The sequence below is a fragment of the Pseudomonas amygdali genome (genome assembly GCF_002699855.1).
Classification (GTDB): domain Bacteria; phylum Pseudomonadota; class Gammaproteobacteria; order Pseudomonadales; family Pseudomonadaceae; genus Aquipseudomonas; species Aquipseudomonas amygdali.
In genome coordinates this window covers 1-23,651 of sequence record NZ_LKBW01000315.1, presented here as the reverse complement: position 1 = coordinate 23,651, position 23,651 = coordinate 1, and the positions used below count along the sequence as shown (strand labels likewise).

22 protein-coding genes and 2 pseudogenes are annotated in these 23,651 nt (G+C 59.2%); 13 read left to right on the top strand and 11 right to left on the bottom strand.

The genetic code is table 11. The features are described from left to right. Positions 1-225: 225 nt before the first annotated feature. Positions 226-953 (bottom strand): annotated as a pseudogene (locus AO277_RS25875) (tRNA (adenine(22)-N(1))-methyltransferase). A 167-nt stretch (positions 954-1,120) separates the two neighbouring features. Between AO277_RS25875 and AO277_RS25870 the strand changes: the two are divergent. From AO277_RS25870 to hrpB, 4 genes are all read left to right on the top strand, one after another. Further along, entirely contained in the window at positions 1,121-1,510 is a 390-nt protein-coding gene (locus AO277_RS25870; RefSeq protein ID WP_044319103.1) for a RidA family protein, read from the top strand. A 9-nt stretch (positions 1,511-1,519) separates the two neighbouring features. Beyond that, positions 1,520-2,143: a glutathione S-transferase family protein gene (locus AO277_RS25865; RefSeq protein WP_044319104.1), complete on the top strand. Its 624-nt coding sequence runs from the start codon at positions 1,520-1,522 to the stop codon at positions 2,141-2,143. Between the two features lie 96 nt (positions 2,144-2,239). Continuing rightward, complete coding sequence (locus AO277_RS25860) at positions 2,240-3,250, top strand: J domain-containing protein (protein ID WP_044319105.1); 1,011 nt, start codon at positions 2,240-2,242, stop codon at positions 3,248-3,250. A gap of 119 nt (positions 3,251-3,369) precedes the next feature. Further along, positions 3,370-5,904, top strand: coding sequence for an ATP-dependent helicase HrpB (gene hrpB, locus AO277_RS25855; protein WP_044319106.1), 2,535 nt, complete (start codon positions 3,370-3,372; stop codon positions 5,902-5,904). A gap of 174 nt (positions 5,905-6,078) precedes the next feature. On the opposite strand, the pseudogene AO277_RS25850 reads toward hrpB, so the two are convergent. After that, positions 6,079-6,327: pseudogene (locus tag AO277_RS25850) on the bottom strand (hypothetical protein). A 305-nt stretch (positions 6,328-6,632) separates the two neighbouring features. Here AO277_RS25850 and AO277_RS25845 point away from each other — a divergent pair. After that, positions 6,633-7,400, top strand: coding sequence for a hypothetical protein (locus AO277_RS25845; RefSeq protein ID WP_044319118.1), 768 nt, complete (start codon positions 6,633-6,635; stop codon positions 7,398-7,400). A 121-nt stretch (positions 7,401-7,521) separates the two neighbouring features. Here AO277_RS25845 and AO277_RS25840 read toward each other — a convergent pair whose 3' ends face one another. Genes AO277_RS25840 through AO277_RS25830 form a run of 3 tightly spaced genes read right to left on the bottom strand, consistent with a single transcriptional unit; the run spans position 7,522 to position 9,811 of the window. Next, positions 7,522-7,923 carry a hypothetical protein gene (locus AO277_RS25840; protein ID WP_044319107.1) on the bottom strand — a complete coding sequence of 134 codons (402 nt, stop codon included), beginning with the start codon at positions 7,921-7,923 and terminating at the stop codon, positions 7,522-7,524. A gap of 49 nt (positions 7,924-7,972) precedes the next feature. Next, the gene (locus AO277_RS25835) at positions 7,973-9,115 is read right to left on the bottom strand and encodes an endonuclease/exonuclease/phosphatase family protein (protein WP_044319108.1); all 1,143 of its coding nucleotides are present in this window, start codon (positions 9,113-9,115) and stop codon (positions 7,973-7,975) included. A 33-nt stretch (positions 9,116-9,148) separates the two neighbouring features. Then, on the bottom strand, positions 9,149-9,811 hold the full coding sequence (locus AO277_RS25830; protein WP_044319109.1) for a YciC family protein: 663 nt from the start codon (positions 9,809-9,811) through the stop codon (positions 9,149-9,151). Positions 9,812-10,017: 206 nt separating this feature from the next. On the opposite strand from AO277_RS25830, the gene AO277_RS25825 reads away from it, so the two are divergent. The 3 genes from AO277_RS25825 to AO277_RS25810 all read left to right on the top strand — a co-directional run bounded on the left by AO277_RS25825 (position 10,018) and on the right by AO277_RS25810 (position 12,102). After that, positions 10,018-10,722, top strand: a complete 705-nt coding sequence (locus AO277_RS25825; RefSeq protein WP_044319110.1) for a DUF2076 domain-containing protein — start codon at positions 10,018-10,020, stop codon at positions 10,720-10,722. 270 nt (positions 10,723-10,992) lie between these two features. Continuing rightward, positions 10,993-11,469, top strand: coding sequence for an NYN domain-containing protein (locus AO277_RS25815; protein WP_002555259.1), 477 nt, complete (start codon positions 10,993-10,995; stop codon positions 11,467-11,469). Between the two features lie 21 nt (positions 11,470-11,490). After that, entirely contained in the window at positions 11,491-12,102 is a 612-nt protein-coding gene (locus AO277_RS25810) for a 3'-5' exonuclease (RefSeq protein WP_044319119.1), read from the top strand. Positions 12,103-12,106: 4 nt separating this feature from the next. Here the strand turns inward: AO277_RS25810 and AO277_RS25805 are convergent, their stop codons facing one another. Next, entirely contained in the window at positions 12,107-12,574 is a 468-nt protein-coding gene (locus AO277_RS25805) for an Lrp/AsnC family transcriptional regulator (RefSeq protein WP_002555257.1), read from the bottom strand. A 167-nt stretch (positions 12,575-12,741) separates the two neighbouring features. On the opposite strand from AO277_RS25805, the gene yedA reads away from it, so the two are divergent. Continuing rightward, positions 12,742-13,656 (top strand): drug/metabolite exporter YedA, encoded by a 915-nt coding sequence (yedA, locus tag AO277_RS25800; RefSeq protein ID WP_044319111.1) that lies wholly within the window; start codon positions 12,742-12,744, stop codon positions 13,654-13,656. A 62-nt stretch (positions 13,657-13,718) separates the two neighbouring features. Beyond that, the gene (rhlE1, locus tag AO277_RS25795; protein WP_044319112.1) at positions 13,719-15,047 is read left to right on the top strand and encodes an RNA helicase RhlE1; all 1,329 of its coding nucleotides are present in this window, start codon (positions 13,719-13,721) and stop codon (positions 15,045-15,047) included. Between the two features lie 223 nt (positions 15,048-15,270). Here the strand turns inward: rhlE1 and AO277_RS25790 are convergent, their stop codons facing one another. Both AO277_RS25790 and AO277_RS25785 read right to left on the bottom strand, forming a co-directional pair. After that, a complete protein-coding gene (locus tag AO277_RS25790; RefSeq protein ID WP_002555254.1) occupies positions 15,271-16,509 on the bottom strand; it encodes a TIGR03862 family flavoprotein in 1,239 nt (412 codons plus the stop codon). A 106-nt stretch (positions 16,510-16,615) separates the two neighbouring features. Next, a complete protein-coding gene (locus AO277_RS25785; RefSeq protein WP_044319114.1) occupies positions 16,616-17,533 on the bottom strand; it encodes a histone deacetylase family protein in 918 nt (305 codons plus the stop codon). A 120-nt stretch (positions 17,534-17,653) separates the two neighbouring features. Here AO277_RS25785 and AO277_RS25780 point away from each other — a divergent pair, with 120 nt between their 5' ends. The 3 genes from AO277_RS25780 (at position 17,654) to AO277_RS25770 (ending at position 19,819) form a co-directional block, all read left to right on the top strand. Next, positions 17,654-18,223 carry a GNAT family N-acetyltransferase gene (locus AO277_RS25780; RefSeq protein WP_002555252.1) on the top strand — a complete coding sequence of 190 codons (570 nt, stop codon included), beginning with the start codon at positions 17,654-17,656 and terminating at the stop codon, positions 18,221-18,223. Between the two features lie 139 nt (positions 18,224-18,362). Further along, positions 18,363-19,232, top strand: coding sequence for an acyl-CoA thioesterase II (gene tesB, locus AO277_RS25775; protein WP_005733652.1), 870 nt, complete (start codon positions 18,363-18,365; stop codon positions 19,230-19,232). After that, entirely contained in the window at positions 19,229-19,819 is a 591-nt protein-coding gene (locus tag AO277_RS25770) for an HAD family hydrolase (RefSeq protein ID WP_044319115.1), read from the top strand. The genes tesB and AO277_RS25770 overlap by 4 nt, the downstream gene beginning before the upstream one ends. A 240-nt stretch (positions 19,820-20,059) precedes the next feature. Here the strand turns inward: AO277_RS25770 and AO277_RS25765 are convergent, their stop codons facing one another. The 3 genes from AO277_RS25765 to AO277_RS25755 all read right to left on the bottom strand — a co-directional run bounded on the left by AO277_RS25765 (position 20,060) and on the right by AO277_RS25755 (position 23,364). Then, positions 20,060-21,049, bottom strand: a complete 990-nt coding sequence (locus AO277_RS25765) for a hypothetical protein (RefSeq protein WP_004655548.1) — start codon at positions 21,047-21,049, stop codon at positions 20,060-20,062. Between the two features lie 4 nt (positions 21,050-21,053). Further along, the gene (gene ypfJ, locus AO277_RS25760; RefSeq protein WP_044319116.1) at positions 21,054-21,944 is read right to left on the bottom strand and encodes a KPN_02809 family neutral zinc metallopeptidase; all 891 of its coding nucleotides are present in this window, start codon (positions 21,942-21,944) and stop codon (positions 21,054-21,056) included. 136 nt (positions 21,945-22,080) lie between these two features. Beyond that, entirely contained in the window at positions 22,081-23,364 is a 1,284-nt protein-coding gene (locus AO277_RS25755; protein WP_044319117.1) for an MFS transporter, read from the bottom strand. Positions 23,365-23,651: the final 287 nt, after the last annotated feature.

Genomic DNA, 23,651 nt, shown 5'->3' with positions numbered 1-23,651 from the left:
CACAATATTCTTTCACGGCTGCGAGTTTTGCCTGCACTGTATATTTACCCATGACGCCTCCAAAGGTTGCGTCCAACCTTCGGGGGTCATACCACTCCGCGTGGTAATGCAGTTCGTGACGCTCCGCGTCACATTGCAACTTTGACGCCACCAGATGAAGGTGCCATAAAGCCTGAACTGTGGATCATGCGGATTTGAGAGCAAGTTCGTGCACGAGTTCGATTTTCAGGCCAGCAAGGCGCTAATCCAGCGAATCTGCTGCGCAACCTCCTGCCATTTTTCTTCGCTCACGCCTTTCTGTGCCCTTTCGAAGTTGTTCAGCGTTTTCTGTTTCTTGCCCAATAAACGCTGCCACTTGAGCAGAAATGCCGGGCTGCGCGCCTGCATCTGCAGCGGGCCGAAATACAGTTCCTCGGCGGTGTATTTAACGGGGCCGGTGCGCTCGGCGACGATGATTTCGTAGTCGAAACGGTTTTCCCGCAGCACTTCTTCGCTGACGATGCGGTAATCATGTTCCATCAGCCAAAGGCGCAACGGCTGCTCACCACCGTTGGGTTGCAGGATCAGACGTTCCTGACCGCTCAGGCGCGCTTTGCCACGTTCAAGGATGTCGCGGATCGTCTCGCCACCCATGCCGCACATGCTGACCGCCGTTATCCCGTCTTCCGCCTCAATCGCCGCCAGACCATCGGCCAGACGCACGCAGACCTGTTGCTCCAGTTCGTTCTCGCGCACGGTGCGTTCGGCTGCGTGGAACGGCGTCAACGCCACCTCGCCAGCCACCGCCGCCGAGATGGCACCACGGTTCAGCAGCGCCACCGGCAGATAACCGTGATCCGAGCCNGCGCCACCGGCAGATACCCGTGATCCGAGCCGATATCAGCCAGCCGCGCACCGGCGGGTACGTGCGTCGCCACACGCTCCAGGCGCATGGACAATCTCTGTTCGTTCAACGGCAACCCCTTTCAGCACAAGCGTCCGGCAGCACGGCCGGGTCCGGGCGCGATTCTGTAGAGCAATGCAGCGTATTTCAACTTTCCGCGACATAGCCCGCGACTCGACCCCTAACTGACGCTCGCGTAGGCTTGGCGTTTTCCGTCCTTTGCAAAACAGAGATCTTATGGCAAACGCAGACATCATCTTCACCCCCGATCCCGATGCGGACTCCATCTCCTCGGACGTCGCCGACTTCAACGGCGTGCTGGTCAGCACCCAGATCCCGACCCATCCGGACGGCAGCCTGGAGCTGGGCGGCATCACCGAGCAGAGCGAATGCACCCTGCGGGCCCTGAAAGATGCATTGGAACGAGCCGGCAGCTCGATGGACCGCGTCATGCACCTGACCATCTACCTGACCGAGATGGCAGATCGCGCCGCTTTCAACGAAGTGTACAAACGCTTCTTCAAAAAACCGTGGCCAGTGCGCGCAGCAGTGGGCGTGGCATCGCTGGCGGTTGAAGGTATGCGCGTGGAAGTAACGGCGATGGCGGCCAAGGCGGGCTGGCCATAAGGAGATTGAATGCTACAGATACTGGGCAAAGCCTCATCGATCAATGTCCGCAAAGTGCTCTGGACCTGTGCAGAGTTGGAAATCCCGTTCGAACGGCAGGACTGGGGCTCTGGTTTCAGGGAAACCAACACGCCTGAATTCATGGCACTCAACCCTAATGCGATGGTTCCAGTCATTGAGGACGATGGCTTCGTTCTGTGGGAGTCGAACACGATCATCAGGTACCTGGCGAACCGCAGCAACGCCGTGCATCTCTATCCAGCGGACGCAATATCCAGAGCCAGAGTGGATCAATGGATCGACTGGCAGGCCACAGATCTCAACAAATCCTGGGGTTATGCCTTCATGTCGCTGGTCAGGCACAGCGTCGCCCATCAAGACCCTGACGCGCTGGCTGCCGGATGCCGTCAATGGACCCGACACATGGCGATCCTGGATCGACAGCTTGATGCTACCGGGGCGTACGTTAGCGGCAGCGAGTTTTCGCTGGCAGACATCCCGATGGGCCTTTCAGTAAATCGCTGGTTTGAAACCCCGTTAAGTCATCCGGACTTCCCGGCAGTGAAGGCCTATTACGAACGACTGAGCGAACGTCCCGGCTACCGCTTGCACGGCCGAAACGGAACGCCGTGAGCCTTATACCCGAGCCCTGCATCGAATATTGACTCGCCCGTGGAACCAGATCCTGTTGCTTGCCACCAAGACGACAATGAGTTTCCGGGAAAGCATATGATCAACCTCACCAGCATTGCATCTTCGTTGGCGCGTGTAGCGCTCAGCGATTCGACAAAGCCAACGATAGATCGCGCGATGAACGTCGTTAGCCATATCGCTGGCAAAGTGGCGTTGCAGGTCAACAGCTCATTGCTGGAGCAGAAAGGCCGGCTCAACGAGCGTCAGCAGAAAGGCCTCGCGGTAATCCTGGACGCATTGCGCGGCAAGGAACCGGTGACCAATGTCGAGACTCACGAAGGCGGAGGCCGATTCAATCTGGCACGAACTGCCTTCGACGTAGCCAGCGTTGTCTGGGAGCGCGACAAGTCGATGCATAACGTGATGAGCTTTTTTGGCGTCAGCGACAGCCAAGGCAAGATGTTGTTCTCTCTGGGCAAGAAGCTGGCCGACGCGATGGCCAAGCCTGAGCCCGCGCAGGGCAAGGACAACTGTGAGGCGCACCACGCGTTCTTCTCCAGCAACCTGAAGCTGAACAAGCTGATGAACGACATCGCTGACCAGTTGATCAACGAGATTCGTCAGTCGAACACCGATCGCGTACGACGACCCACACCGGGCCCATCCTGGAGACCTGAAAGCGCCCCACAGCAAGCACATCCGCAAACGCCTCCACGCACTCGACCGCAGGCCAACAGCACACCGCCGCCACCGAAAGCAAAGCCCAATGCAGGCGCTGAGCGGCCGTCAACGCAACGGCCCCACAACACACCAGCCGCTGACGCTTCCTCGAAGGTGGGCGATTCCGTCCCCGCCAAGCCACCCGTCAAGCCGTTGTACGAACACTTGGGCCTCTCGGACATGACGGCAGACCTCTCCGCAGTCAAAACGGCCTACAGGAAAGCCTCGCTGAAGAATCATCCTGATAAGAATGTCGGTAAGGAGGCTGAGGCGACTGAGCGTTTCAAAGTGATTTCAAATGCGTTCAAGATTTTGTCCGATCCAGAATTGCGCAAGAAATACGACAATGGCCTTATTGATGATAAAGGTGACGAAGTCCAGGTCTGATTTTTCGACGTCTGGCATGCTTGCGGCAGTCTTTCTGGCGACTGCCGTTCAGCTAAAACACGCCGCCTGATTCCCCAACCCCACCCCGGTATACTCCCCGCATCTCTCCGGGAGCCCCCATGATCTCGTTACCCATCGATGCCGTCCTGCCAGCCCTGCGCCAGGCCCTGACCACGCGCCATGAAGCCGTACTCGAAGCCCCTCCCGGCGCGGGCAAGACCACGCGTGTGCCGCTCGCGCTGCTTGAGGAAACCTGGCTGGCCGGGCAGACCATTCTGATGCTGGAGCCTCGGCGACTGGCGGCAAGAGCAGCCGCCGAGCGATTGGCCAGTGAGCTGGGCGAGAAGGTCGGTGAGACGGTGGGTTATCGGATTCGTCTGGAAAGCCGGGTCGGCCCGAATACGCGTATTGAAGTGGTGACTGAGGGGATTCTCACGCGTCGTTTGCAGGACGACCCTGCGCTGGAAGGCGTCGGGTTGCTGATTTTCGATGAGTTTCACGAGCGCAGTCTGGATGCTGATCTGGCATTGGCCCTGAGCCTCAATGGTCGTGAGCTGTTTCGTGACGATCAGCCGCTGAAGGTTCTGCTGATGTCGGCCACGCTGGAAGGCGAGCGGCTGGCGACGTTGCTGGACGATGCGCCGGTTGTGCGCAGCGACGGGCGGATGTTTCCGGTGACGATGCAGTGGGGGCGTCCTTTTCAGCCGGGTGAATTCATCGAGCCGCGTGTCGTGCAGACGGTACTGGATGCGCTGGGCAGCGAGTCCGGCAGCCTGCTGGTATTTCTGCCGGGGCAGGCCGAGATTCGTCGGGTCAACCAGCAACTGGCAGAAGCGCTGGGCGAACGCGCCGACATCCTGCTTTGCCCTTTACATGGCGAGCTTGATCTGAATGCGCAACGCGCTGCTATCGAACCGGCGCCCAAGGGCACGCGCAAAGTGGTGCTAGCGACCAATATCGCAGAGACCAGCCTGACCATCGACGGCGTGCGTGTGGTGATCGATGCCGGGTTGGCGCGGGTGCCGCGTTTCGATCCGGGCAGCGGCATGACGCGTCTGGAAACCCAGCGTATCTCCCGTGCCAGCGCCACCCAGCGTGCCGGACGGGCAGGGCGGCTGGAGCCGGGTGTGTGTTACCGGCTGTGGTCAGAAGCGCAACACGATCAACTGGCCGCCTACGGCGCGGCAGAAATTCTTCAGGCGGATCTCGCCGGGCTTGCGCTGCAACTGGCGCGCTGGGGCGTCATGCCTGCGCAACTGGCTTGGCTCGATGTCCCGCCAGCGGCGGCTTATGCACAGGCGCAGGATTTGCTGGTGCGGCTTGAGGCGCTGAGCAATCAGCCGGGCCAACCGCCAGCGCTGACGCCCCACGGTCAGGCGATGGCCGAGCTGCCGGCCCATCCGCGCATCGCGCACCTGTTGCTACGCGGTCATGCATTGGGCTTGGGCGAACTGGCGTGTGACGTGGCCGCACTATTGGGCGAGCGCGATATTCTGCGCGTCGGCGGGGCCGATCTGCACAGCCGCCTGACCTTGCTGGCGGGCACCGAGCGTGCTGCGCGTGGCGCACAGGGCGGCGTGCAGCGAGCTAAACAGCTAGCACCGCAATATCGCGGATATCTGCGCGGCACCGTAAAAAGCCCGGTCAGCGATCCCGATCACTCTCGCTGGCTGGGCGCTCTACTGGCGCTGGCCTACCCGGATCGCGTGGCACAGCAACGTCGTCCGGGTGGTGCTGAATATCGCTTGGCCAACGGTCGCGCGGCACTTTTCGCCGAGGCCGACGCACTGATGAAGCAGCCTTGGCTGGTCATCGCGGATTTAGGCAGCCGTCAGGGGCAGCGTGAGGAACGCATCTACCTCGCTGCCGAATTCGATCCAGCGCTGTTCGACTCTGTGCTGGCCGAGCAGGTCATCACGGTGGACCAGATAGACTGGGATGAGCGCGAAGGCGTGTTCCGCGCAGAACGGCAGCGCAAGGCGGGCGAGCTTATTATCAGCCGCGAACCGCTGACCGGCCTCGATGACGCAGCCCGCAGCCAGGCATTGCTGGCGCTGGTGCGTCGCAAAGGCCTGGAACTGCTGCCGTGGACACCCGAACTGCGCCAGTGGCAGGAGCGTGTCGCGCTGCTACGCAACCTGGACATCGATAAAAGCGCAGCAAGCGAATGGCCCGACCTGAGTGACGCGCAACTGCTGGCGACACTCGAAAACTGGCTGATGCCCTACCTGGGCAAAGTCACCCGGCTCAGCCATTTCAGCCAGCTCGACCTGTCCTCCATCCTGCGCAACCTACTCCCGTGGCCAATGCCGCAACAACTGGAAGCGCAGGCCCCGCAGACCATCCAGGTGCCGTCTGGCTCGAATATCCGTATCGACTACAGCGAACACCCGCCGATTCTGTCGGTGCGGCTGCAAGAGTTGTTTGGGTTATCTGACACCCCGCGCATTGCCAATGGGCGGCAGGTGTTGAAACTGCATTTGCTGTCTCCAGCACGCCGTCCGGTGCAGGTGACGCAGGATCTGGCCAACTTTTGGCGGTCTACCTATATTGAGGTGAAGAAGGATTTGAAGGGGCGGTATCCGAAGCATTACTGGCCGGATGATCCATTGGTGGCGGAGGCTACGGCTAGGGTTAAGCCGAGGGGGACGTAAAGTCGCGCAGCATTCAGCAGGCTATTTGTGAGCTAAAGACGAGGGGGATCGATGGGATAGCGGCGCACTCTTGCTGCTCAAGTACCCAGTCTGAAACACCTGATCAGATATTGGATACCCAACGCAACAGACCCGGAGAACACCAGGGCGCAACGCCCTGGCAGGCAGCAAACATCACTTTTTCTTTTTAACCGGCTTTTCCGCCTTGTCTGACTTCTTGGCCTTGTCTGGCTTGCTATCAGCTTTTTTGGCAGCTTTCTTTGGCTCGGCGTCTTTTTTCTTGTCCTTCTTTTCGGAAGACTTGGAAAGCGTCGAGGCCGCTTAAGATTTCTTGGCCGGTGATGCTTTCTTGTCTTTCAGATCCTTGCTGGCTTTTGAGGCTTCGCCTTTGCTTTTCTTGTCGTCTTTAGCCACGTTGATCACCCTTTGGGTATGCCGGTATTGGCACGTAGCCTGTGGGAGTATCCACAGGCTAATCATTAGGCGAGCGCGTCTGAAAACGGTTCAAACTGTTTTGACCCTTTCAGTTGCTGAAGGACGACATTCAGATGCTCGGCGACTCGCCAGCTTATTGCGGGCTATAGGGCTGCCATTCGCACTCGGCTCAGGTAGTTTCAATCACGCGAATACTCAGGAATCGATCACGGAAAGTTTCCGAGCAACCGGGTAACCAGGGAAGGACATTGAACACTGCCAGATTTGTTTTCAAATCCCTTATCAAGCGCTGGATGAAAAACATCTTTTCACGTGAGTACCACCGTGACGGCGAGCTCAAACCCGAGTGGACATCCCAAGGCCCGGGTTCAATCCGCATGGAGCGGTATCACCATATCGACGCCAGCGAGCAGGATAAGGACGGCTTCTACGACTATTACTATGAGTACGACATGTACTACTTCACGGAGGGCACTCTGTCCCTCGCCGCGCGCTGCTACACGGCTGATGCTGATGAAGCCAACTTTATGGGTATCGAGTTTGACGGATATGACCGAGCGCTTGAGCCTGACGATAGGTCTCTCCCGTTGGTGAGCGCAGCTCTGGCCCAGTTGAAGGCTGATGGAAAAACGAAATTCTTTACGTTCACCGGGAAAGGTTATGAGCCCATATTTGCCAGCTCCGAGCATGAAGGCGACACCATGCGCGGAGAGCGCATTGAAGTGATCGCCCTGTCCCCAAGTGCTCGCTATCGTGTCCAGACGACGCCTTACGAGGCACTTGCCACGCAATGGATTTACCCACCCGAGATAATCGACATCAGGCGCGACATCCGCGTGTTTGCTTTCGAAGACAATGGCTGGTCAGCCGATCAGGCACGCTGGCTGGCTTGCTCATGTGTTGAGTTGACCCTGCGCAAATACCCCGGACGGCTCACCGGTGCTGGAATCACGGTGATTATCGACTGCGCTCGTGGCACGGCGGCGTACGGCGATGGCATCGAGATCATGACACCTACGCTTGAGCGGGCGCTTGATGCGATGTGGAGCGGCGCGGACTGACGCAGCGGGGGATACGCTTCAATTATCAGGTGCGTGCGATAACGCAGGCCCATATCTACAACCCGACGCTCATGAGCGTCCTGTCTTTTTTCAGGGCGAGCACAAAGACGCACCTGTTGCTTTACTCGCAGTCTTTGCGTGAAAGCGTGATCGATGTAATGAACTCGCCTGTCGAGCTGGAGTACGAATAAGTGATTTTGTTACCCAGCTCCAGCACCAATAGATAGGCTGTCTGCTTACACAAGCTGCCTTGGATTTGCTGAGTCAGGTAGCTGTCGTAGTAGACTTTTTCGCCAGGCCTTCCGTTGTAACCATTGATCGTGAGGTTGTAGAGGACGGTGTGATCAGCATAGGCAATCGTGTCTATTCGGGTCATAAGGTCCAGCATGATGGGAAGCTGTGTCTTTTGCTGATCGATTACCGCCGCCAGTGCTTCGTTTCCATCTTTAGCCCAGAGGGGAGTTATGAAGCAAAGTGCTGCAGCGCCCCCCAGAATAGTTTTAGCAACGTTAAGTTTGTTCAATTCAATATCCTTATTTTAGAAAACTATCTGATTACAGAGCAGGAACCCCTCAAGGCAAAACCGGCAACAAAAACCGCCCAATCACCGGCAAATGATCAGAGATCAACAAAGTATCGTCCCGCCGTACCCTCGCACTGACCCGCTTCAAACTCGGGCTGTAAAACAGGTAATCCACCGTCCGGTCCGGCCCGTTGATGCGGCTGTCGTTGGGGAAGTGCGTCAGCCATTTGCTGCGGTCTATGCCGCTGGATTCGGCGTTGTCGGGGATCATCGGGTATTTCTCCCACAGCTCGTGCAGCTTGCTGTCGGCGGCGTAGCCGAGGCGTTGCTCCTCGGGGAGGCGCTGGTATTGGCCCAGCGGCAGCAGGTTGAAGTCGCCGCCGATCAGCCACGGTGTGCCGCCGCTTTCCAGTTTGTCCAACTGCTTTTCAGTGGCGACGATCTGTTTTTGTGCGGTGTCGCCGATGTGTCTGGCGGTGGTCAGGCTGGTGTTGATGACGGCCAGTTTGCCGCCGTCACGCAAGGGCAGGTAGCTGATCAGCAAGGCATCCTTGGGCTGGAACTGAAGGCTGATGATATTGGCGTCCGGCACTGGCAGTTGAACGCGTTCGGCGCTGTCGATGTGGAAGCGGCTGAGGGTCGCCAGTTTTCTGCCGACGCTGCCCCAGATATGCGGGTTGGGTACAAACTCCGATTTCCAGTAGAACGCCTGCGTGCTGCACGGGTAGAGGTCCGCCACTCGTTCTTTGATCAATGCCAGTTGGTCTTCGTAATCGGAGTTTTTGGCACCATCGTCGACTCCTTGCAGTAACACGATATCCGGTTGTTCATCACGGATGACCCGCGCCACTTCATCCAGGTTGTAGGCAAGGTCTTCATGCGTCGGGCGTTCGTCCGGGCCGCTGCCGTCGGCCATGTCGTACCAGAACACATAGCGCTTGCCCGCCAGGTACTGGATGTTCCAGGTCATGACTTTGAGGGCTTGCCCCGGCACCAGCTTGGGCGCTTGAACCCCAGGATTGCAGCTGGCCGGGAGTAACTCGCGAGCTGGAGGGCGCCACGTCAGTTGGTAAACCATTACCAGCAATACGGCGACCAGCAGCAGGCTGTACAGGGTCAGACGTAGCAGTAGACGTGGCATCGGCTCGACTTGGAGCGCCTGGCGCTCGGTGAGGGATTCGGTATTTAGCATACCGAATCGGTGCGTCTGGCGTCAGCTGTTGGTTCAGGCCCGGTGCGCGGGCTCGCTGATCAGCATGAACAGGCGGAACGTCACAATGGTGGTGAACAGTTGCAGGAAGCTGCCGATGCTGTCGGTGATCACGGAAACCGCTGCGCTTTGCGGTTCCGGAAACAGGTACAGGCTGGCGCCCTCAAGCAGCCACAGGGGAATGTAGACGCTCAGTACGCACACCAGAATGCGGGTGAAGTGCCCGGTGGTCATCAGCATGCTTTCGCGCATGGCCATGAACGGCGTGAGCTTGCGCAGGACCAGCAGGTATTCACTGAACGCCAGTTTGATCATGACCCAGAGGCCGGGGACCACGAACAGCGAAAGGCCGAACATGATCAGGAGAGTGCTCATTGCCGAGAGCACGGCGAAGGTGGGCCACAGGCGCAACGCCATGGCCAGCAGGTCGCGGGTGTAGACGTCTTCGCCACGGCTGCGTGCGTCGAGAAACAGGATCAGTGCCGCTGTATAGATAGGGTAGAAAAACAGCCCGATGACCAATTCGTAGGCAGGCGACGTGTCGGCGGACATGGCGTTGCTCAGCGCTTGTTTGGCCAGCACCTCGAGTATCACGACAGGCAGGCACAGCAGCACGATGCTGCCCAGATTTCGCCGAAAGAAATAGAGCGAATCCTGGATGACGGTCAACGGGTTCATGTAGATAGATCGCAGGCTAAAAGCAGGCGCACACTTTAGCCCATGGCCCTTGCCGAACCAAGCGCAGTGGTGCTGGGCTGAGATCTTCTTATCTTTTTCTTCATGTCATTGAAGCGGGTGGATGAGGCCCCATTTTCTGAGCATGGTCCTGCCGGTGCGGCCGGTGCGGCAGGAAAGAATTCCAGTGGCAACTCAGTGAGGTGGTCATGAACAGCGAAGAGCAAACCCTGATTGATGGTCTTTTCTCGAAACTGAAAGATGCCGAAACGGCATCCGCTCCGCGAGATGCTGCGGCCGAGGCGCGCATCAAGGAGCATCTGACTCGCCAGCCCGCTGCGCCGTATTACATGACGCAGGCGATTCTGGTGCAGGAAGCTGCGGTCAACCAGCTCAATCAGCAGGTGAAACAGCGCGACGAGCAGATCCAGCAGTTGCAGGCCGAGCTTCAGCAGGCCAGGGGGCAATCTTCGTCAGCGCCGGCCAGCGGCGGGTTTCTGTCGAGTATTTTCGGCAGCAGCGCCTCGCGAGCGCCTCAGGCTCAGCCTGGCCAGACTTCGGGTGGTGGCTGGCGCGACGGTGCCGGTTTCAATCCAGCCCCTGCGCCCGCAGCGCCGCAGGGCGGTTATGCCGCGCCTGCTCCGGCTGCGGGCAGTGGCTTTCTCGGCGGTGCGTTGAAGACCGCGGCCGGTGTGGCGGGCGGTGTGCTGCTGGCAGAGGGCATCAGCAGCATGTTCAGCCACCACAGCCAGCCGCAGGAGATCGTCGAGGTCATTCACGACGCGCCACAGGCTCAGGACACCGGCTCGTTCAATGATCAGGGCGGTTGGGGACAGCCGGATCAGCAGTACACGGCCGATGACAGCTTTGACGATGGCGGCGACATGTTTTCTGATGATGATTCGTTTGTTTGAGGATGCAGTGAGCGCTTCTCGCGCTTCAGAACAGACAATTATCGTTCCGCACTCTCCTGTGAGGGAACGCCTTGGGTGACGCTCCGCGTCACAGGTCTGCGCCGCGCCGCCCATTCAAGATCGGACGCGGAGCGTCCAGAAATGCGTGCGACGCGGAGCGTCGCACGATAGTTGAAGCTCAATTCCGTTCTCAAGCTGGCATACTGGGCGCCGATTCACATTCCGGATCGCTGTAACCAGTGGGCGTGTTGCCCGCCATGAGGAATTGCGGTGAAGAAGATCGCGGTGTTCGCCGACGTGCAGAACCTGTATTACACCGTGCGCCAGGCGCATGGCTGTCATTTCAATTACGCCGCCTTGTGGGCGGATATCAGCAAGCGCGGCGAGATTGTTCACGCGTTTGCCTACGCCATCGATCGTGGCGACAGCAAACAACAGCAGTTCCAGCAGATCCTGCGCAATCTGGGGTTTACCGTCAGGCTCAAACCGTACATCCAGCGCAGCGACGGTTCGGCGAAAGGGGACTGGGATGTCGGCATCACCATCGATATCATGGATTTCGCACCGCAAGTTGACGAAGTCGTGCTGGCATCGGGTGATGGCGATTTCGACATGTTGCTCGAACGCGTGATCAGCAAACATGGTGTTGAGGCGGTGGCCTATGGCGTGCCGGGGCTGACCGCGAACTCGTTGATCCGCGCAGCCAGTCGTTATGTGCCGATCGAAGGCGCGTTGTTGCTGAAATGAATTTACAGGGTCAGGCCAGTGTTGGAACGTATTGCAGTCATCGACTTTGAAACCACCGGCATCTCCCCCGGCCATAGCTGCCGGGCAACCGAGATTGCCGTGGTCATCATGGAGCAGGGGCGTATTGTCGAGCGCTTTCAGAGCCTGATGAATGCCGGGGTGCGTATTCCTGCGTTCATCGAAGGGTTGACCGGTATCAGCAACAACATGATTCGCACCGCCCCCAGCGCCGAACGGGTGATGGGCGATGTGGCAGATTTCGTCGGTGCCACGCCGCTGGTCGCGCACAACGCCTCGTTCGACCAGAAGTTCTGGGACTACGAACTGTCGCGCATTCAGCGCAAGCGCGAACAGAGCTTTGCCTGTTCGATGCTGCTGGCCCGACGCCTGATGCCTGGCGCACCGAATCACAAGCTTGGCACGCTGACCAGCTACGCGCGCCTGCCCAATACCGGCAAGGCTCACCGGGCGATGGCGGATGCGGAAATGGCCGCTAACCTCACCGCGTATCTGACCAACGAACTGCGCAACACCCACGTTATCGCCGCAATCTCCCACCAGATGCTCTGCTCGCTGCAGAAAGTCCCCGCCGCCAAGATCGGCGAAACACTCAAGCGTCAGCGCGGCTTCTGATCTTCTAGTGTTCCTGCTTGCCGTTGCTGGTCAGATAATCGGCCGGCAGGCTGCGCTCCACTGCTGTCGACAGCACGATTGAGGTTTTGCTGAAGCCAAACCTGGCAATCCGATTGATCAGGTCTTCCAGGTGCGGCATCGAATCCACCGCAGCCCTCATGATCACGCACGGGTCGCCCGTCACCCGGTAACACTGGATCAGTTCAGGGACCTGCCACAGCTCCTTGTACGCCTGTTGATTACCGTGACTGCCCATGCGCAACTCGATCAGGCATTGAATCGGCAAACCGACCTTTGACAGATCGACCTTCGCCTCGTAACCGGTAATCACTCCGCTGGCCTCAAGCTTGGCGACCCGCTCGGCCACGGCGGGCGCGGACAGGTTGACCAGTTTCGCCAGCTGCGCAAAAGACGCCCGGCCATTTTTCAGCAGCTCATCGAGCAGAATCCGATCGTATTTATCCAGCGTCATGATGTGCCTCGTGCTGTGCGATGGGTAATTTTAAAATAAAAGGAAAGCAGACCTTACAAGCATTGAATCGTAAGTTTCAGTGCGGTTTAAACAGGTTTGTCTGCTTAATATCCGCATCTGGCCTTCATACAATAGGTCCACCATAACAATGATCCCAGAGCCTTGCCATGCCTCAGTCCGTTCGTGTTTCGCCGTTGCTCATTGGTGCTTTTCTGGCCTTGTACCTGATTTGGGGCTCTACCTATCTGGTCATCCGTATTGGCGTGGAGTCATGGCCGCCGCTGATGATGGCTGGCGTGCGTTTTCTGATTGCCGGGTGCCTGATGTACGGTTTCCTGCGTTATCGCGGCGTGCCAGCACCGACCTGGCGCGAGTGGAAGGCGGCGTTTGTGATTGGCTTCCTGCTATTGGCATGCGGTAACGGCGGTGTGACGCTGGCCGAGCACGCAGGCGTTGCATCAGGCGTCGCGGCGCTGGCGGTGGCGACCATGCCGCTGTTTACCTTGCTGTTCGGCCTGTTCTGGGGCAATCGCACGACTAATCTGGAGTGGGCGGGCATCGTGCTGGGCCTGATCGGTATCGGCCTGCTGAATCTCGGTTCCAATCTGCAAGCCAGCCCTTATGGCGCTGCGCTGGTGCTCTTCGCTGCGGCGTCCTGGGCGTTCGGCTCTGTATTGAGCAAGCATATGCCGCTGCCCAAAGGACCGATGGCCAGTGCGGCGGAAATGATCACTGCCGGAGCGACGCTGCTGATTGGTAGCGCTTTGAGCGGCGAGCGTCTTGCGCATATGCCGACTGCGGCGGGCTGGGGCGCGCTGCTGTATCTGGTGGTGTTTGGCTCTATCGTCGCGTTCAGCGCGTATATGTACCTGCTCAAGAACGTGCGCCCGGCAGCCGCAACCAGCTATGCCTACGTCAACCCGGCAGTGGCGGTGATGCTTGGCGTGGTGTTTGCGGGAGAGACAATCGGTATTGAAGAGTGCATGGCCATGGTGGTGATTTTCAGCGCTGTCGTGCTGATTGGCCTGCCGCAATGGCGCAGGTCGGCGGTACGAAAGGTCGGATCGACACGCACAAGCTAACCGAGGCGGGCCGGACAGGTTAAACTGCGCGCCTTGCGTTGAATTTTTCCTACGGTATTTCCATGACATTCGCCTCTCTCGGCCTGATCGAACCCTTGCTGCGCGCCCTCGAAGCGCTCGGTTACCAGACTCCGACGCCTGTACAGACCCAGGCAATTCCTCCGGTACTGGCGGGCCGCGATCTGATGGCAGCTGCCCAGACCGGCACCGGCAAGACCGCAGGTTTTGCCTTGCCGCTGTTGCAGCGCCTGACCATGGAAGGGCCGAAAGTCGCGCCTAATTGCGTTCGCGCGCTGGTATTGGCCCCGACCCGCGAACTGGCCGATCAGGTTCACGAAAGCATTCGTCAGTATGCCGAGCACCTGCCGTTGAGCACTTACGCAGCCTACGGTGGCGTGAGCATCAACCCGCAAATGATGAAGCTGCGCAAGGGCGTGGACGTGCTGGTTGCGACACCGGGACGTCTGCTCGACCTGCATCGCCAGAATGCAGTCAAGTTCTCCCAGTTGCAGACCCTGATCCTCGATGAAGCCGACCGCATGCTTGATCTGGGCTTTGCCGATGAATTGCGTGGCATCTACGCGGTACTGCCCAAGCAGCGCCAGACCTTGCTGTTCTCCGCGACCTTTTCCGACGAAATTCGTCTGCTGGCCGCTCAGATGCTGAATGACCCGCTGACCATCGAGGTCAGCCCGCGCAATGTGGCGGCGTCGTCGGTCAAGCAATGGGTTGTGACCGTGGACAAGAAGCGCAAGGCTGATCTGTTCATCCACCTGATGAAAAAACATCGCTGGGGCCAAGTGCTGGTGTTCGCCAAGACCCGGGTTGGCGTTGATCAACTGGTGGACCGTTTGCAGGGGCTGGGTCTGAACGCTGATGGTATTCACGGCGACAAGCCGCAGGCCACTCGCCAGCGTGCGCTGGATCGTTTCAAGAGCAATGAAGTGAAGATTCTGGTTGCCACCGACGTGGCGGCTCGTGGTCTGGATATCGATGATCTGCCGACGGTCGTCAATCTGGACCTGCCGATTGTGGCCGAGGATTACATCCACCGTATTGGCCGCACCGGCCGGGCGGGCCTGACGGGCGAGGCGATCTCGCTGGTGTGTGCCGATGAAGTCGAACTGCTGTCGGCCATCGAAGTGCTGACCCGCCAGACGCTTGAGCGCAAGGAAGAACAGGACTTTGAGCCTGAGCACCGGGTGCCGACTACAGATGCCAGCGGCCAGATCCTGAAAAAACCCAAGAAACCGAAAAAGCCCAAGGTCTCGGGCAGCAAACGTAACCTGGGCAAATGGGTCGACAGCGGCGAGTCAGAGCCTGCGCCAGCGGTCAAACCCATACGTAAAGTGCCGGTCTTCAACACCGGCCCGCGCAAGAAGAAGCCTTGATATACGCATGTGGGCGCGAGCCGGGCGACGCTCCCACAGAAGGATTTATGTATAATGTGAGCAAGCTCCCACAGGTTATCCGTGGGCTTTGTGGGAGCGAACTTGTTCGCGAAGAGGGCAGCGCAGTCGACGAATTTGCTGCGTTTGGAATATAGCCTTCGCGAACAAATTCCCACAGAAAGGGTTTATGTATAACGCTGAGTGCAGAGCATACGCACAGGAATCACTGTGAGTTCAGCCACTCCACCATCCCCAGCCCCGCAGCGCGGCCACTGGCGAAGCAGGCGGTCAGCAGGTAGCCGCCTGTAGGGGCTTCCCAGTCGAGCATTTCGCCTGCGCAGAACACGCCGGGCAATTGCCTGAGCATCAGACGCTCGTCCATGGCTTCGAAGGTCACGCCACCGGCGGTGCTGATGGCCTCATCGATGGGGCGTGGTTTGATCAGGGGCAGTGGCAACGCCTTGATGGCTTCACTCAACAACAGCGGATCGGCAAACGCTTCACGAGGCGCAAGCTCGCGTAAAAGCGCTGCCTTTGCGCCGTCCAGGCCCAATTGGCTGTGCAGGTGCTTGGACATCGAGCGCGAGCCACGTGGTTTGCTCAGGGCTTTTTGAATGTCTGTCAGCGTTTTGCCGGGCAGCAGGTCAATGTCCACTGTCGCCGAGCCGCGAAGGTTGATCTGTTCACGAATCTGCGCCGACAGTGCATACACCAGACTGCCTTCCACGCCCGTCCCGGTCAGCACGCATTCGCCCAGGCGCAGGGCATGGCCATGCAGACCCATGGCGATATTTTTCAATGGTGCACCGGCAAACTTGTCGCGCAGCAGGTCGCTCCAGGCGCTCACTTCGAAACCACAGTTGGCGGCCTGCAGAGGTGCAACCTCGACCTGCCTTGCTTGCAGCCATGGCAGCCAGGCCCCGTCAGACCCCAGCCGGGCCCAACTGGCACCGCCCAGTGCCAACAACGTGGCCGCAGGGTTGAGCGCCTTTTCTCCATCAGCGCAGGCAATGCGCAGGCTGCCATCGGGGTTCCATCCCAGCCAGCGGTGACGGGTATGGATCGTGACGCCCGCATCACGCAGCCGCTTGAGCCAGGCGCGTAGTAGCGGGGCGGCTTTCATGTCAGTGGGGAAAACACGGCCCGAGCTGCCGACAAACGTCTCGATACCCAGCGCATGAATCCACTGGCACAGCTGATCGGCACTAAAACTACGCAAAAAAGGCGCGATCATCGGCGAACGTTCAGCGTAGCGCGATAAAAAAGCCGGGTAGGGCTCGGAGTGCGTTATGTTCATGCCGCCAACCCCGGCCAGCAGAAACTTGCGCCCTACTGAGGGCATGGTGTCATACAGATCGACGTTCAGCCCTGCCTGGCTCAACACCTCTGCTGCCATCAACCCCGCAGGGCCGCCTCCGATAATGGCGACGGTTCGGGAAGCAGGAGAGGCGAGGTCGGTCATGGTCAGCGAAGTATCGATAGCAGAGGAGGTGGGCATTCTACCCGAGCGTTGTTTTCAGGTGTGGTGCAACTCATTGGCTGCGACTGTGGTGAGGTGCAGCGCGCGGTCATAAGCCCATGTCGTCCCAGACCCGTTGCGCACTGTGATGCAGGATCCCGTGGCGTCTTGCCAGCGCCTGACGGTCCTTGCTGTAGCCGCCGCCGATCACGCCCATGACCGGAATGTCGCGGCTCAGGCAATGACGCAACACGGCTTCGTCGCGATGGGCCACGCCCTGATCGGTCAGTTGCAGATAGCCCAGCGCATCATCCTTGTGAACGTCCACTCCTGCGTCATACAGCACAAGATCCGGCTTGTAGAACGGCAAGAGGTAGTTGAGCAGATCGTCGACCACGTTGAGGTAATCGGCGTCGCCCATCCCCATCGGCAGCGGGATATCCCAGTCGCTCTGCGCCTTGCGTGCCGGGAAATTCTTTTCGCAGTGCAGCGAGACGGTAATGGCGTCTTCGGTATCGGCCAGAATACGTGCGGTACCGTCGCCTTGATGCACATCGCAGTCGAAGATCAGCACCTTGTCCACGCGGCCGCTTTGCAACAGGTACTGACTGATCACTGCCAGGTCGTTGAAAATGCAGAAACCGGCCGGGTAATCATAGTGCGCATGATGGGTGCCGCCCGCCAAGTGGCAAGCCATACCGTGCTTCAAGGCCTGCTCGGCAGTCAGTAACGAACCACCCACGGCACGAACCGTGCGACGTGCCAGCGCCTCGCTCCAGGGCAGGCCCAGACGCCGCTGGTCTTCACGGGACAGGTCGCCATTAAGGTAGCGGCTGATGTAGGACGGGTCATGAGCCAGCGCCAGAATGTCCGCCGGGCATAACTCGGGACGCATTAATTGAACGTCACTGGTCAGGCCGCTGTCGACCAGGTAGTCACGTAACAGACGGAACTTGTCCATCGGGAAGCGGTGATCTGCCGGGAAGTCCGGGCTGTAGTCTTCATGGTAGATAAGCGGTAGGGACATTTTGCGTCCGTTGACAGGTCGAAGCCCGATAGTGCCAGCAAAGCATGCGCACGCCCAGTTGTCTGGCGTAGTGGATAACTACACTGACGCCCACTCATGTCTCGTTACACGGGGGAATCGATGGAACCGATACTCAAGCTAGACAGCGCCCGGCTGCTGATGCGGCAGTGGCGCGACGATGACTTGCCAGCATTCGCGGAGATGTGCGCGGACCCGCGCGTGATGCGTTATTTCCCCGAACCGCTGAGCCGTCTTGAAAGCGCCGCCATGATCGGACGGTTACGTGGTCATTTTGCCGAATTGGGCTTCGGGTTTTGGGCGCTGGAGCGTAAGGATACCGGCGAATTCATCGGTTTTACCGGTCTGCATGTCGTGGGTTTCAAGGCACCTTTTACGCCGGCCGTGGAAATCGGCTGGCGGCTGGCTTATGACCACTGGGGCCTGGGCTTTGCCAGCGAGGCGGCATGGACCGCGCTGGGCTGTGGTTTCGAGCGCCTGAATTTGAAGGAGATCGTGTCGTTTACCGCGGTCAATAATCAGCCGTCGCAAAAAGTTATGCAGGCAATCGGTATGCAGCAGGATGAGTCCGGCAACTTCGATCATCCCAATCTGGATGACGGCCATCCGCTCAAGCCGCACGTGCTGTACCGGATCAGCCATGAGCAGTGGCTCAGGACGCTGAAGCCTTGATCAGGGTGTAGATTGAATTAAGCCAACCATCTTAAATCTGTATCATTCCATTCCAGTGGGATGGGCCAGAGGCCTGTCGGAAAATGCAGCGACTGCCGTTGCCGTAAAAGTGCAGAGTCGATGTGCAAGAGGAGTGAGAATGAGCCAAGTGCTGGATGATCTGGTTGAGTTGCTGACGCTGGAAGCCATTGAAGAGAATCTTTTTCGCGGCCGCAGCCAGGACCTGGGTTTTCGCCAGCTGTTTGGCGGTCAGGTGCTGGGGCAGTCGTTGTCTGCCGCCAGTCAGACCGTCGAAGAGGATCGCCACGTTCACTCGCTGCACGGCTATTTTCTGCGCCCTGGCGATGCAGGCCTGCCGGTGGTCTATCAAGTGGACCGCGTGCGCGACGGCGGCAGTTTCAGCACGCGCCGTGTGACTGCCATTCAGAAGGGCAAGCCGATTTTCACGTGCAGCGCCTCTTTTCAGTACGACGAAGAGGGCTTTGAGCACCAGGCGTCGATGCCGCAGATTGTCGGTCCGGAAAACCTGCCGTCCGAGCTAGAGCTGCTGACGGGCCGAGCACACCTGATCCCCGAAGCGATGCACGACAAGTTTCTGCGCCCCAAACCGATTCAGTTCCGCCCCGTGACATCCGAAGACCCGTACGATCCCAAGCCAGGCGAGCCGGTGAAGTACGTGTGGTTTCGCGCCGATGGCAGCCTGTCGGACATGCAGGCGCTGCATCGTTACATGCTGGCTTATGCCTCCGACTTCAACCTGCTGACCACTTCGTTACGGCCGCATGGCAAGACGGTCTGGCAGCGCGATATGCAGGTCGCCAGCCTCGATCACTCGCTGTGGTTCCACAACGACCTGCGCACCGATGACTGGCTGCTCTATGCGATGGACAGTCCCTGGGCAGGCAACTCCCGCGGTTTCTCACGCGGCAGTATCTTCAACCGCGCCGGGCAACTGGTTGCATCGGTCAGCCAGGAAGGGCTGATCCGCCATCGCAAGGATTGGGCATGACACTCGACGGCATACAGCACTGGGTGTTTGACATGGATGGCACCCTGACCATCCCGGTCCACGACTTCCCGGCAATCAAGCGTGAACTGGGCATCCCTCAGGACGACGACATTCTGGGGCATCTTGCCGCGTTGCCCGCTGAGGAATCGGCGGCCAAACACGCTTGGCTGCTTGAGCACGAGCGCGATCTGGCGCTGGCTTCGCAGCCTGCCGAGGGCGCGGTCGAGCTGGTTCGTGAGTTGTCGGCGCGCGGCTATCGGTTGGGAATACTGACCCGCAACGCTCAAGAGCTCGCGTACATCACCTTGAAAGCCATCGGCCTCGCTGACTGCTTTGCTGTCGAGGATGTACTGGGCCGCGACGAAGCGACCCCCAAGCCGGATCCGGCGGGTTTGCTGAAGCTGGCCGCTCGCTGGAGTGTCGAGCCGGAGAAGATGGTCATGATCGGCGACTACATGCATGACCTGAACTGCGGCCGTGCGGCGGGTACCAAGACCGTTCTGGTCAATCTGAAAGACAACCCCTGGCCTGAACTGACCGACTGGCATGCGGAGGATTGCACAGTGCTGCGCGGGATGCTGAGGTGATCTGAGCTGCCTACCGTCCCAATGCGGAGCGCTCACCGTTATCCACAAGTGTTTGTGGGAGCGACCGGGGCGGCAATCCGCATTGCTCGCGAAGACGGTATTTCAGTCGATGCATTTTCGACGATTATGTTGACCCTTTCGCGAACAAGTTCGCTCCCACGGCCTCCGGCCAGAATCAAAAGCGGACTTTTATGTGGCGTTGAACGCGGAGCGTGGGGACGATAGTTATATCCCTATCACTCAAAACGGCTTGAACAACACCGCCTGACCCTCGGGCGAGGTGAATATCCCGTCGCCGTTGTGGCCGACTTTCGGCACGATTACCAGGCGCTGGTTCAGCCCTTCAGGGTGGCGTTTCTTGAGGTAGTTGAAGTAGTTCTGGCCACGAATCAGGCGATACGCGCCTTGCGCTTCGGCGGCACAGGTCTTGTCCAGAGCAGGGTGGTTGCGGTCGGTGTCCAGCTCGCCCATCAGGTAAGTGATGTCGCGCTTCACGTAATTCTTCTCGATGTCAGCCGGCTTTTCCTTTCCCGAATAGAACGGCATCTTGTTCAGACCGTATTTCCACTCGTCGAAATCAGGGCAGCTCTGCGCCGTTACCGGCTCAGGCCGCTCTGCGTCGAAATAGGCATAGGACGACGGGTTGGCAATCACATAACGCAGCTTCACGCCTTCCCGCTGCAGCAGAGCATCTTCCTTGCCGCCGATCATCGCGTAGCGCTGCACCACCTGGGCACCACCGGAATGCCCGGCAATGACCACTTCTTTGAGATTCGGGAACAGCTTGCTGTCGCTCAGACGCTTGAGGATATGGTCCAGGACCAGAAACGAACTGACGGGCTTGGGATTGGTGGCGGTTGCGCCTTCCATCCAGCTGTTCTGGCGCCAGCGCAGAATCGACTCCGGCAGGTGATGCGCGACAATGTCCTTCTCATCCAGAAATTGCGGGGCGATCAGCAAGGTCTTGCTGCGCTCTTTGGATTGATTGGCGGCACGTTCGATGCTGCGCAGGTAGGTTTGCGCATTACGCAGGCGGCCGTGCAGCACGATCACCGCGCGCTCGATCTTCGGCTTGGGGTGTACCCATTCCTGGCTAAGCCCCAGTGTCGCCTCTGCACCATTGATGGCCAGGCGATCCGGACTGATAGACGTAACCGCTTGATCCTCGGCATGCGCCCCGAGGCTCGCGAAGGCAGTGCTCAACAACAGGACCAGAAGCGGTTTAATCATGTGTTCAGAGACTCTTGGCGGCGAATGTATCGCATTGATTGATTTGGCCTTGGGCAAAGCCTGCCTTGAACCAGCGTACACGCTGGGCAGACGTCCCATGAGTAAAGGAGTCCGGAGCGACTCGACCACTGCTTTGCTGTTGCAAGCGATCATCGCCGATAGCGTTGGCCGCATTCAATGCCTCTTCAATATCACCCGGCTCAAGCCAGTTCAAACGATTTTGTGCGTTGTACGCCCAAACACCTGCAAAGCAGTCCGCCTGAAGCTCCTGGCGGACCAGTAAACCGTTGGCACCTTCCATTTTTTGCCCGGCCTGACGAGCCTTGTCGACCTTGGCAGAAATGCCCAGCAGGGTCTGCACATGGTGCCCGACTTCGTGGGCAATCACGTAAGCCTGGGCGAAGTCTCCGGCGGCGGAAAAGCGTTGGGCCATTTCGCGGAAGAAGTCCATGTCCAGATAGACCTGCTGGTCAGCCGGGCAGTAGAACGGGCCGGTCGCCGAGGTGGCGCGACCGCAAGCCGAGTTGACCTGGCCGCTGAACAGCACCAGCGTCGGGTCCTTGTACTCGCGACCGTTCTGAGCAAACACAGCACGCCAAGTGTCTTCGGTATCGCCGAGGATGCTGCGCACGAATTCGGCTTGCTGGTCGTTGGCCGGTGGCGCCTGACGCGTTTGCGCGCTGGGTGGAGCGCTTTGCTCGGTGCCTTGCCCGGTCAGTTGCCCGAGAATCTGCATCGGGTCCTGACCGGTCAGCAGGCCGATGGCAACGATGATCACAATGCCGCCCAGGCCCAGCCCCTTGCCACCGATGCGCATGCCACAGCCGCCGCCACTGCTGCCGCCATCGCGCGCATCGACTACGTTGTCGCTACGTCGGCCTTTTTTCCAGAGCATGTCGGATCCCTCTTCTTTTCGTGCAATGAGTGTCGCTGCTGATACAGGTCTGCGCCAGTCTGGCGGTCCGGCCAGCGTGTGCAGGATGCGAGGGTATAGAGGTGCGAGAGAGCCGATTGGTTCGGAAAGTCCGTGTCTAGCTTTTCACGGGCTGCGCCTGCAACACGTCAGGCGGCGACGCATCGGCAAAACGGTCGACCTGCCGCAGCGATTTGAAGCCCGTCATCCACGCGCCGACCACGCCCAGTGTGCAGGCGCCGCCCATGATTGCCGCAGGTATTGCGCCGACCAGCGAGGCGCTGGTGCCTGCGCGAAACTCGCCCAGCTCGTTGGATGAGCCGATAAACAGCATGTTCACGGCATTGACCCGGCCGCGCATGTTGTCCGGCGTCGAAAACTGCACCAGCGCCGAGCGAATGAACACGCTGACCATGTCCGCCGCGCCCGCGACCAGCAGAGCCAGGCACGAAAGCCAGAACAGTGTCGACAGTGCGAACACCAGATTCGCTACGCCGAACAGGCCGACGGCAATAAACATGGTCATGCCGACGTTGCGCTGCAGCGGGCGCATGCTCAGGTAAATACCGACGCCCAGCTCGCCCAGGCTCATCGACGCACGCAGCATGCCCAGCCCTTGGGGGCCCAGATGCAGCACTTCATGGGCGTAAATCGGCAGCAGCGCCACCACGCCGCCGAGCAGCACGGCGAACAGGTCCAGCGAAATGGTGCCGAGGATGATCGGTCGCGAGCGGATGAAGGCAATTCCCGCGGTGAACCGGCCCCAGGCGCTGGAGCCAAGTTCCACTGGCTTGCCGGCAAAGGGCGTCGCTACAGGGGCCAGAAACAGGATGCCAGCTATGAATGCTGCCACGCAGACTGAATACGTCAGTTCTGCGCCGCCCAGCCAATACAGATAGCCGCCGATCAGCGGGCCGCCAACGGTTGAACAGCGCATGATCACACTGTTGGTGGCAATGGCCGAAGGCAGTTGGTCACGCGGGACAATCTGTGGCAGCAGGCTTTGCAGGGCCGGGCCGGTGAAGGCGCGGGCGCAGCCGTATAGCATCAGCGCGGCGTAGATAAGCCGCAGGTCTTGCAGTTTGAGGGCCGAAAACACAAACAGAATGGTGCCGCAGAATGCCTGCACGCCCCAACTGATCATCAGGATGACCTTGCGGTTGTAGCGGTCGATCAGGTCCCCGGCAGGCATCAACAGCAGCAACATGGGAATAAACTGAGCAAGGCCGACATACGCCAGTGCCATTGGCTCGCGGGTCATGTCATAGACCTGCCAGGCGACCACCACTGCCTGAATCTGCATGGCAAACACTGCCATCAGGCGCGAGAGGATAAAACTGACGAAACCGGGCTGGCTGGACAACTTGACCGGGGCAGGAGGGGCGGAAGACTCAGAGCTCAAGAAAGGGATCCCATCGAAGCGGCTAATTCACGTTTTCGGTTTATACCTTAGCGTATCGATAGGAAGCTAATAAATATTCTGACAGTTTCGCCGTGACGGGTATGAAAGAATCTGCGCCGCGCCGCATGTACAGGATAGGACGCGGAGCGTCCGGAACGGCATGCGACGCAGAGCGCCGCACGATAGTCGAGATTATCGTTCCTCACGCTCTGGTATGACCCCCGAAGGTTGGACGCAACCTTTGGAGGCGTCATGGGTAAATATACAGTGCAGGCAAAACTCGCAGC

Coding starts and splice junctions, on each gene's coding strand:
- AO277_RS25790 (WP_002555254.1), bottom strand. CDS start 16,509: ATGACCGACCTCGCCTCTCCTGCTTCCCGAACCGTCGCCATTATCGGA.
- yedA (WP_044319111.1), top strand. CDS start 12,742: ATGCCTCAGTCCGTTCGTGTTTCGCCGTTGCTCATTGGTGCTTTTCTG.
- AO277_RS25865 (WP_044319104.1), top strand. CDS start 1,520: ATGCTACAGATACTGGGCAAAGCCTCATCGATCAATGTCCGCAAAGTG.
- AO277_RS25780 (WP_002555252.1), top strand. CDS start 17,654: ATGGAACCGATACTCAAGCTAGACAGCGCCCGGCTGCTGATGCGGCAG.
- ypfJ (WP_044319116.1), bottom strand. CDS start 21,944: ATGCTCTGGAAAAAAGGCCGACGTAGCGACAACGTAGTCGATGCGCGC.
- AO277_RS25860 (WP_044319105.1), top strand. CDS start 2,240: ATGATCAACCTCACCAGCATTGCATCTTCGTTGGCGCGTGTAGCGCTC.
- AO277_RS25845 (WP_044319118.1), top strand. CDS start 6,633: ATGAAAAACATCTTTTCACGTGAGTACCACCGTGACGGCGAGCTCAAA.
- AO277_RS25765 (WP_004655548.1), bottom strand. CDS start 21,049: ATGATTAAACCGCTTCTGGTCCTGTTGTTGAGCACTGCCTTCGCGAGC.
- AO277_RS25830 (WP_044319109.1), bottom strand. CDS start 9,811: ATGAACCCGTTGACCGTCATCCAGGATTCGCTCTATTTCTTTCGGCGA.
- tesB (WP_005733652.1), top strand. CDS start 18,363: ATGAGCCAAGTGCTGGATGATCTGGTTGAGTTGCTGACGCTGGAAGCC.
- AO277_RS25825 (WP_044319110.1), top strand. CDS start 10,018: ATGAACAGCGAAGAGCAAACCCTGATTGATGGTCTTTTCTCGAAACTG.
- rhlE1 (WP_044319112.1), top strand. CDS start 13,719: ATGACATTCGCCTCTCTCGGCCTGATCGAACCCTTGCTGCGCGCCCTC.
- AO277_RS25805 (WP_002555257.1), bottom strand. CDS start 12,574: ATGACGCTGGATAAATACGATCGGATTCTGCTCGATGAGCTGCTGAAA.
- AO277_RS25785 (WP_044319114.1), bottom strand. CDS start 17,533: ATGTCCCTACCGCTTATCTACCATGAAGACTACAGCCCGGACTTCCCG.
- AO277_RS25770 (WP_044319115.1), top strand. CDS start 19,229: ATGACACTCGACGGCATACAGCACTGGGTGTTTGACATGGATGGCACC.
- hrpB (WP_044319106.1), top strand. CDS start 3,370: ATGATCTCGTTACCCATCGATGCCGTCCTGCCAGCCCTGCGCCAGGCC.
- AO277_RS25870 (WP_044319103.1), top strand. CDS start 1,121: ATGGCAAACGCAGACATCATCTTCACCCCCGATCCCGATGCGGACTCC.
- AO277_RS25835 (WP_044319108.1), bottom strand. CDS start 9,115: ATGCTAAATACCGAATCCCTCACCGAGCGCCAGGCGCTCCAAGTCGAG.